At 63.7% G+C, this 1,467-nt stretch carries 1 protein-coding gene; it reads left to right on the top strand.

The window, feature by feature from the left end; genetic code table 11:
* Nucleotides 1-181 precede the first annotated feature (181 nt).
* On the top strand, nt 182-1,467 hold a 1,286-nt coding region (locus tag CKO41_RS18250), incomplete at its 3' end, for an IS701 family transposase (RefSeq protein WP_200383286.1).

Here is a 1,467-nt window from a genome sequence, read left to right as displayed (position 1 = left end):
AACGCGCATATTAGTGAAAGCTTATTGACGAATGCCATGCGGCGGCAATGACAAAAAGGGTGTGACAAGCGCGGGCAAATCGGCGAATAAACAAGCAGTTAAAGGTGAATACGGGCTCGCTTCGGCGTATAATCAGAGGTGCTTAAGGCAATGATTAGAAACCAAAAACGAGCCGCATTCGATGCCGATCTTACCCGCACTCGCCGTTCAATTCCAGAGCCTGTTCCCGAGCTCCGACCACGGCCGAGAACGCGCCCGCTGGTTCATTCTGACGCTGCAGGCCATCCTGTTGCCGATCACCGCCTCGCGCACCTCCAACCTGCTGCGCACCATTGCCACGCTCTTCGGCGTGGTGATCGGCGAGGCGAAGTACTACACCTTCATGGCCTCGGTGAAGCTGCCGTGGACGCGGGTCTGGGCGGTGCTCTGGCGGGCGATCCCCGACCCCCTCACCGACGGGCGCCTGCTGGTGGTGCTGGACGATTCGATCAATCCGAAGACCGGCACCAAGGTGTTTGCCTGTCAGCGCAGCTTCGACCATGCCGCCAAGACCAATCAAAGCGCTTTTCCGTGGGCGCAGACCATCGTCACGCTGGGACTGCTGAAGGTCATTCACGGGCGCTGGTGCTGCCTGCCGTTGGCCTTCGCCTTTTACCTGCGCAGGGCGACCCTGGCGCTGCGCTGCGTGCGCCTCCGCGGTCGGGCGCTCACCTTCGAGAGCAAGTTCACCCAAGCCGTGCGCCTGATCCAGACCTTCGCCAGGGTCTTTCCGCGAGCGCCGATTCTGGTGGTCACCGACAGCTGGTTCGGTAACAACGGCTTGCTCAAGCCCTTGCGTCAAGCGCTCGGCTCCCGTGCCCATCTGCTCTCGCGCCTGCGCGTGAACGCGGTGCTCCACGACCTGCCGGTAGCCGTGGCGGGACGCGCCGGACGACCCCGCAAGTACGGTGAGCGCCTGGGCAGTGTCAAGGCCATGCAGGGCGCGCGGCGGGCCACCGCGCGGACCTATTCACTCAACCTCTACGGGCGGGTTCGCGACGTGGTGGCCGCCGAGCAGGCGGTGATGCTCAAGACCCTGCGCTGCCAGGTGCGCGTGGTCTGGGTCTATCGGCGCACCCAATGGATCGCGCTGGTGACCACCGACCTGACCCTGTCCGTTGCGCAAATCATTGAAATCTATGGCGCGCGCTGGAAAATCGAAGCCGGATTCAGAGAAATCAAGCAGGAGATCGGCAGTGCCCACACGCAGACCCGCAATCCCGATGCGGTCACCAACCATCTGCAGTTCTGCATGGTGGCCACTACCATCACCTGGCTCTATGCGGCCAGCTTGGAGCAGGCCCCCGCGCGGCGCTACGCCGCTGCACGCCGCACCGAATATGCCTTCGCCGATGTGCGCCGAGCGCTCGCCCATGAGCTCGCCGACGTCGGTTTCGGGGTCGACTGCGGCGATCCCGGCCACGGCAC

It is taken from the genome of Thiococcus pfennigii (assembly GCF_016583835.1).
In the GTDB taxonomy this organism is placed as follows: Bacteria; Pseudomonadota; Gammaproteobacteria; order Chromatiales; family Chromatiaceae; genus Thiococcus; species Thiococcus pfennigii.
This window is presented reverse-complemented; position numbering and strand designations above follow the sequence as displayed.